The 6572-nt window shown below is 64.7% G+C and carries 6 protein-coding genes; 5 read left to right on the top strand and 1 reads right to left on the bottom strand.

Translation table 11 applies throughout. From position 1 onward, the window contains the following. Positions 1-108: 108 nt before the first annotated feature. Positions 109-1740 carry a methyl-accepting chemotaxis protein gene (locus tag PG896_RS20155; RefSeq protein ID WP_201872984.1) on the bottom strand — a complete coding sequence of 544 codons (1632 nt, stop codon included), beginning with the start codon at positions 1738-1740 and terminating at the stop codon, positions 109-111. A 295-nt stretch (positions 1741-2035) separates the two neighbouring features. On the opposite strand from PG896_RS20155, the gene PG896_RS20150 reads away from it, so the two are divergent. From PG896_RS20150 to PG896_RS20130, 5 genes are all read left to right on the top strand, one after another. Then, on the top strand, positions 2036-2965 hold the full coding sequence (locus tag PG896_RS20150) for a ZIP family metal transporter (protein WP_201872985.1): 930 nt from the start codon (positions 2036-2038) through the stop codon (positions 2963-2965). Between the two features lie 142 nt (positions 2966-3107). Continuing rightward, complete coding sequence (locus tag PG896_RS20145; protein ID WP_201872987.1) at positions 3108-3866, top strand: substrate-binding periplasmic protein; 759 nt, start codon at positions 3108-3110, stop codon at positions 3864-3866. A 99-nt stretch (positions 3867-3965) separates the two neighbouring features. Further along, entirely contained in the window at positions 3966-4658 is a 693-nt protein-coding gene (gene mtnN, locus PG896_RS20140) for a 5'-methylthioadenosine/S-adenosylhomocysteine nucleosidase (RefSeq protein WP_069784685.1), read from the top strand. A 26-nt stretch (positions 4659-4684) separates the two neighbouring features. Continuing rightward, complete coding sequence (locus tag PG896_RS20135) at positions 4685-5617, top strand: cobalamin biosynthesis protein CobD/CbiB (RefSeq protein ID WP_201872988.1); 933 nt, start codon at positions 4685-4687, stop codon at positions 5615-5617. Further along, positions 5610-6452: a cobalamin-binding protein gene (locus PG896_RS20130; RefSeq protein WP_201872989.1), complete on the top strand. Its 843-nt coding sequence runs from the start codon at positions 5610-5612 to the stop codon at positions 6450-6452. Before PG896_RS20135 ends, PG896_RS20130 begins: the two co-directional genes overlap by 8 nt. Positions 6453-6572 lie beyond the last annotated feature (120 nt).

The raw sequence follows: 6572 nt of genomic DNA, 5'->3' as shown, positions 1-6572 counted from the left end.
CAAACCACAGAAGTATGCGACGAGAAAACCTAGTAAAAACAATGCCAGTCAGGCTTAACTGACTGGCATTAGGGCCCAGGGCCCCGTTTTTATTGGCTGCAACCACCGTCAGGCCAGGCGGAAGCGCCCCATGCTCTGGCGCAGACCCGCCGCCAGCTGGCTCAGCTCCAGACAGGCTTTGGCGGTGTGATCCGCGCCGGTCGCGACCTCGTTGGAGGAGTCGTTGATGCGCGCCACGTTGCGGCCCAGTTCATCGGAGACCGCATCCTGCTCGCCACAGGCACTGGCAATCTGGATCGCCATGTCGGCTATCTGGGCCACCGCCTCTTCAATCTGACGAATGCCCACGCTGGTGCGTTCGCTCTGGCTCACGCACTGGCGGATCATCTCGCAACTCTGGCCGGTCACCGACTTCGCCCGGTTGGCACGAGCCTGCAGGGTCTCGATGATGGCGACGATTTCGCCGGTGGAGGCCTGGGTACGCCCCGCCAGGGTGCGCACCTCGTCGGCCACCACCGCAAAGCCGCGCCCCTGCTCACCGGCACGGGCCGCCTCGATGGCGGCATTGAGTGCCAGCAGGTTGGTCTGGTCGGCAATGCCGCGAATGACATCCACCACCAGGTTGATCTGGGCAGACTCTTTCTCCAGTTCACTCACCAGGTTACCCGCCTGCTCCATCTCACTGGCCACCCGGGTGATGGCATCCAGTGCCCCCTGCACATCCTGACTGCCGCGACGAGCCAGGGCATTGGCGGAGCTTGCCGACTCCGAGGCCACCTCGGTGTTGCCCGCCACATCCGCTACCGTCGCCTTCATCTGGGCCATGGCGGTGGCGACCTGGGCTATCTCCTGCTGCTGGCTCTGGATCCCCTGGGATGATTGCTCGGAGACCGCGCTCACCTCCTCGATGGCGGCCCCCAGCTGGGTCACGGCGGCGGCCACCTCCTCGATGAGCCCACGCAGGTTGTCCTGCATCTTGAGGGAGGCGCTGGCCAGCATCCCCAGTTCGTCCTGCCCGATGTGCTGGCGATCCAGCCGATGGGTCAGATCCCCCAGGGCGATGGCATTGGCCTGGGCCACCACGGCTTGCAGGGGCAGGCAGATCTGGCGGGTAAGGAACCAGGTCATGACCCCCATGAAGATCAGCAGGGTCGCGATGCTCACCACGGCAAAGGTCATCACCATGGTGACGCTGCCAAGCAGGCTGCCACGGTTCTCTTCCACAAAGCCAAGATTCACCTTCACCAGGGCACGCACCGCCAGCTCCAGCTCGGTGTAGAGCCCGTTCGAGCGAAACAGCGCCTCCCTGGCCTCATCCCTGCTGCCCTGGAACAACAGGGCATCCACCTGGTTGACGGCCCCCAGATATTGCAGCCACTGCTGCTTGACGCGGTTGAAGGCCTGACGTTCATGCTCGGCCCCCACGGTTGCCTCGTAGGCATCCATGACCTGCTGCACCTTGCCCAGGCTCTCCTGGATGCGGGCGCGGCGAACCTGCCTGTCGACGGCATCTTCCACCATCAGCAGGGCAAACTGGGCACGGCGCACATAGGAGACGTCGTAGAGCAGGTTGTCCACCGAGAGCACGCTTGGCAGGGTGGAGTCGGTGAAGTTCAATACCCGATCCCGAATGTCCCGCAGTTCGGTGGCGAGAAACAGGCCGAAGACGGCGCTGATGACGGCAATGACCGCAAAGACGGCGGCAATCTTCTTGCCGATGGAGAGGTGCTTGTAAGACATGTTGGCTGGTGATCCTCGACTGCAGTTGTGCAGTGACACAATGATCACATCCGTGTAAGCGGTGACCCGAGACTCCTGACGGGAAATGACGATGGGAGCGAAGAGAGGGGATCCCTTGCTTCCCGCTCGCCCCATGCCGGGCCTTGTGCCCGCCACGAGGCTGCCAGCACAGGAGCGACCAGCTCGACGCAAAACTTGAGCCGATTGCCACAATCGGTCCGCCGTCATGGACAAAGCAGGGGCCAGGTTATGTAATGGCCGCTCGTCTCTCCCCATTCCTGTCTTCAGAGGCCCTATGGACAACGTATCGACCCTCTCCCCTTCCTGGTCTGTCCAACTGCGCGAGCAGATAGCGGATCGCCCCCTCATCGCCCTGGGGCTGCTGCTCGCCCTGGTCGCCGTGCTGCTGCTCCTGGTGCAGAGTCTCGTCATGCTGGCCGCAGGGGAGATAACGCCCGGGGTACGCTATGGCCTCATTGGCGGCGCTGCGGGTTTTGCCGCCACGGCGCTGGGCGCCCTGCCAGCCCTGTTCCTGCGCGCCGTTCCCCAACGGGTGGAGGATGCCATGCTGGGGTTCGCCGCCGGCATGATGCTGGCGGCGAGCGCCTTCTCCCTGCTGCTGCCGGGGCTCGAGGCCGCCGAGGGGATCACGGGTGACGGCTTCCTCGCCGCCGCCGTGGTGGTGGCCGGCATGACCCTCGGGGTGCTGCTGATGCTGGGACTGGATCAATTCACCCCTCACGAACACGACAAAACCGGCCCCTGTGGTCCCGGCCATGAGAGCTGCTCACGGGTCTGGCTGTTCGTCTTCGCCATCGCCCTGCACAACCTGCCCGAAGGCATGGCCATCGGGGTCAGCTTCTCCCAGGGGGACATGACGGTGGGACTGCCCCTCACGACCGCCATTGCCCTGCAGGACATTCCCGAAGGGCTGGCGGTGGCGCTGGCCATGTGCGCAGCCGGTTTTCGCCCGCCGGTGGCCGTGCTGGTCGCCATCGGCAGCGGCCTGCTGGAACCGCTCGGCGCCCTGCTCGGGGTCGGACTCGCCAGCGGCATGGCCATCGCCTACCCCATCGGCCTCGGGCTCGCGGCTGGTGCCATGCTGTTTGTGGTCTCCCACGAAGTGATCCCGGAAACCCATCGCAACGGCCACCAGACCCACGCCACCCTGGGCCTGATGGTAGGCTTCGCCCTGATGATGACCCTCGACACCGCACTCGGCTGATCACCCCCCTCAAGCCCCGTGCGCCCGGTGACGACAGCGCGAACCCCTTGAAATAAGAAGGGGAAATCGCCTAATGTTGAGCCCCCGGCGCCCTTTGACTGGTTGATGTACGGCGCCTGAATCCCATCGGAAGCCTGCCCGGATGACCCTCAGGATAATCCTGCTGCTGTGCCTGCTTGTTCTCACCGCCAGGGCCATTGGCGCCACCGAGGTCTTTCATACGGCCGCACAACAGGCGTCGTCCCCCAAGTACGTGACGCTCCCCGACGGGCATGTCGGCGGGATCTGCGTCGATCTCTTCCGGCTCATGGAAGCGAGGGAGCCTGCCCTTCGCATTGAGGGAGATCAGCGCTTCCTGCCGCTGCGACGGCTGGAAAAGAAGGTGCAGCACGGCCAGCTGGACTTCATCTGCGGCGTGGGGGAGAGCCCGGCCAGGCGGGATCACTTCATCGTCCTGACCCCCGCCATCTTCACGGTGCGCTACCACCTGGCGGTGCGCCGTGACGATCCCGTCGAGATACGCAGCTGGCAGGATGTCAGGGCCCTCGGCCAGGGGGGCATCATCCTCATCAACCATGGCAGCGGCGCCATCGCCCGGCTCCAGAACATCGGCGGCCTCATCATCGACAGCGGCGGGATCAGCAACCAAGCCAACTACGAGAAGTTGTTGATGAAGCGCGGCCGTTTCGTCTACTACCGCTCCCCGGGGTTTGAGTCCGACTTGCGCGAACAGGGTCTGGCCGACAAGATCCGCATCCTCCCCACCGTGATGGAAGAGACTCCCTTCTACATCCTGTTCCATCGCCACAGTGCCCCAGAGCGCCTGACCCTGTTCGCCAACACCCTGCAACAGCTCGCAGACAGTGGTGAACTGGCCGCCCTGGCCAGACGCTACCCCTGACCCCCATCCGCGCCATCGCAATGCTCGGCGCCACCGCCAAGTTTTGCTATCATCCACGCCAACTTTTTCGGCCCAGCGGCCATCGAGACGAGGTAGATGATGAAAGTAGGTATTATCGGCGCCATGGAGCAGGAAGTGGCCCTGCTGCGCAGCCAGCTGAGCGAGCCCACCACCCTGCAACTGGGCGGCTGCGAGTTCTATCAGGGCAAGCTGGCCGGTAAAGAGGTTATCCTGACCCGCTCCGGCATCGGCAAGGTCGCCGCCAGCGTCGCCACCAGCCTGCTGCTGGAGAAGTTCGCTCCCGATTGCGTCATCAACACCGGTTCCGCCGGCGGCTTCGCCCAGGATCTGCACATCGGTGACGTGGTCATCGCGAGCGAGATGCGCTTCCACGACGTGGACGTGACCGCCTTCGGTTACGAGATGGGCCAGATGGCCCAGCAGCCCGCCGCCTTCCCCTGCGACGAAAAACTCATCGCCCTGGCACAAGCCTGCATTGCCGAGCAAGGCAAGCACCAGACCAAGATCGGGCTCATCTGCACCGGCGATCAGTTCATGTGCAAGCCGGACGCCATCGCGAAAGCCCGTGCCGACTTCCCGCAGATGCTGGCGGTGGAGATGGAAGGGGCCGCCATCGGCCAGGTGTGCCACATGTTCAAGGTGCCCTATCTGGTGGTACGGGCCATGTCGGACATCGCCGGCAAGGAGCAGGTGGAATCCTTCGATGCCTTCATCGAGGTGGCGGGTCAACACTCCGCCGAAGTGATCATCGCGCTGCTCGGCAAGCTGTGATCGACGCCCCCTCCTGGGATGCTCTGATGACCGCCCTCGCCTCCACGACGGCGGCCATCATGGTGGGGGCCGCCCTGCTGGAGGCCCTGCTGCCCTGGCCCGCACGCTTTCGACCCGGCGCAGCCGTGCCTCTGCTCACCCGCCTCGGCCAGAAGGTCTATCGCCCCGACGGCACGCCACGCCAGCAGAGCCAGGCCGGGCTCCTTGCCCTGCTGGTGGTCTGGGTGCCCTGCGCAGCCGGTCTCTGGGCGGTGCGCAATCTCTCCCTGTCCGAACCCCTGTTCGACCTCCTGTTCCTGCTGCTGATGCTCGAATCCCGCCCCTTGCGGGAACTCGCCCGAGGTAGCTGCGCCCTGGCGACCCAGGAGACGCTGGTCGTGGCGAGGCTGCAGGTCGCCCCCTGGCTCAAGCGGGAAACCGGCAAGCTCTCGGTGATGGGGTTGAACAAGGCGGTGAGCGAGACCTGCGTACTGCGCCTCGTCGGCCAGTGGGCCGCCCCCCTGCTGGGCTTCGCCCTGGCCGGGGTACAGGGTGCCCTGCTGGTGCGGCTCGCCCAGTTGACCCATCTGGCGTGGAACCCCAAGCAGAACGCGTTCGTCCACTTCGGCCGCCCTGCTGCGGCGCTCTATCAGGGTTTCTGCGCCCCTGCCATCCTGCTGCTGGCGCTCCCCCTGTGCCTGACCCAGGTGCGCGGGCTGGGCAACAGAGTGCGACCTGCGTTGCATTGGCCCCATCCCGCCATGGGGGTCCTGCTCGCGCTGCTGGCCCGGGCGACAGGCAGCCGACTCGGCGGCCCCCGCTACTATCAGGGCCAGCTGGTGCGCTTTCCGGTATTTGATGAGGGGAGCGAACCCGATGCCAACCTGCCCCTGCGCCTGCTGCAGCGTCTGCAACTGACCGGCTGGGGCTGGCTCGGGCTCTCGCTACTCCTGACATGGATGGAGCTCAATCATGGCTGATCGCGTTTCCCTTCGTGCCCTGGGCCTGTTTGTCTGCCTGCTGGGCACCTCACTGTGCGCCATGGCCACCCCGCCGCAGCGCATCGTGAGCCTCACTCCCCATCTGACGGAACTGCTGTTCGATATCGGCGCCGGGGATCGCGTGGTCGCCACCGACGATGCCTCCGATTACCCCGCCGACGTGGCCAACCTCCCCAGGGTGGCCAACTATCGCAGCATCAACCTCGAGGCGCTGCTGGCCCAGAAGCCGGATCTGGTAGTGGCCTGGCGCTCCGCCCAGGCCCGCATGCTGGGCCCGGTCGAGCGCCTCGGAATTCCCGTCTTCTACTCGGAGCCCACCGACTTTGCCTCCCTGGCTACCGAGATGCGCAGCCTGGGGCACCTTCTCGGGCTCACGTCCAGGGCCGACGAGCAAGCCCGCGCCTATCTGACCCGGCTCGACGCCCTGGCTGCGCGCTACGGCGAGCCCAAGCCCCTGTCTGTCTTCTATCAGCTCTGGTACCCGCCGCTCACCAGCGTCAATAATTCGACCTGGCCGGGGCAGGCCATCACCCTCTGCGGCGGACGCAACATCATGGCGACGACGGGAGCAGCCTACCCCCAGGTCGGGCTGGAGCAGGTGATCAAGGCCAATCCCGGGCTCATCCTGGCTGGCGGCTGGGATCCTTCCGTGCTGGATCACTGGCGGCAGTGGCCCATGCTGGACGCCGTCAAACACCAGCGGCTCGCCCTTATCAACGCCGATGAACTGCACCGCTTCACCCCCCGCGCCCTCAACGCGGTGGAGCAGATATGCGAGGCGATCGGGGCAATACACATGTCCAAAACCAAATAGTTCATAATCCCTCACCATTTGGTCTCTGAATTGCTATAAAAAGATCATGTACAGGATCTTTAGCGCCAACCAATTGAAATAGATATAAAAAAGGCTTCGTTTGTGATCTAATTTTATCGC

This window comes from Aeromonas sp. QDB30 (assembly GCF_027707645.1).
In the GTDB taxonomy this organism is placed as follows: domain Bacteria; phylum Pseudomonadota; class Gammaproteobacteria; order Enterobacterales; family Aeromonadaceae; genus Aeromonas; species Aeromonas caviae.
Note: the sequence above shows the minus strand (reverse complement) of the source record. Positions and strands in the feature narration are given on the sequence as shown.

What these genes read in the sequence shown, in the direction of transcription:
- PG896_RS20145 (WP_201872987.1), top strand. Translation starts at nt 3,108, where the DNA reads ATGACCCTCAGGATAATCCTGCTGCTGTGCCTGCTTGTTCTCACCGCC.
- mtnN (WP_069784685.1), top strand. Translation starts at nt 3,966, where the DNA reads ATGAAAGTAGGTATTATCGGCGCCATGGAGCAGGAAGTGGCCCTGCTG.
- PG896_RS20130 (WP_201872989.1), top strand. Translation starts at nt 5,610, where the DNA reads ATGGCTGATCGCGTTTCCCTTCGTGCCCTGGGCCTGTTTGTCTGCCTG.
- PG896_RS20150 (WP_201872985.1), top strand. Translation starts at nt 2,036, where the DNA reads ATGGACAACGTATCGACCCTCTCCCCTTCCTGGTCTGTCCAACTGCGC.
- PG896_RS20135 (WP_201872988.1), top strand. Translation starts at nt 4,685, where the DNA reads ATGACCGCCCTCGCCTCCACGACGGCGGCCATCATGGTGGGGGCCGCC.
- PG896_RS20155 (WP_201872984.1), bottom strand. Translation starts at nt 1,740, where the DNA reads ATGTCTTACAAGCACCTCTCCATCGGCAAGAAGATTGCCGCCGTCTTT.